The following is a 334-nucleotide window of genomic DNA, read 5'->3' on the forward strand; positions in this document are numbered from 1 at the left end:
CCCGGAAGCTAAGACCCACAGCGCCGATGGTACTGCACCCGGGAGGGTGTGGGAGAGTAGGTCACCGCCGGAACAACTATTAATGGTCGAGGCCCCAACCACACGGTTGGGGCCTCCCACATTTAACCCGAAAAACACCGCACTAGGTGTACTGAGTCAGGACGTTGGTTACATCGTGAATAGGTGAGGACCTCTTAGGTTGGTGGTTACCACACACAGCCAACGACTAAGAGGTCCTCATGTCCCACCGTAATGCCCGCCTGACCCGGAATGGTAGGCGCATCCTCGTCGAGCGCGTCCTCGCCGGCCGTCCCGTCGCTCACGTGGCGAAGGA

General features: G+C 59.6%; 1 protein-coding gene and 1 rRNA gene. Both read left to right on the top strand.

The genetic code is table 11. The features are described 5' to 3' along the window. Window positions 1-73, top strand: a 5S ribosomal RNA gene (gene rrf, locus MRBLMD1_RS22005); the annotation flags it as partial. A 166-nt stretch (window positions 74-239) separates the two neighbouring features. Then, on the top strand, window positions 240-334 hold a 95-nt coding region (locus MRBLMD1_RS05475; RefSeq protein WP_364398057.1), incomplete at its 3' end, for a leucine zipper domain-containing protein.

The organism is Pseudarthrobacter sp. LMD1-1-1.1 (assembly GCF_040676255.1).
GTDB lineage: Bacteria > Actinomycetota > Actinomycetes > Actinomycetales > Micrococcaceae > Arthrobacter.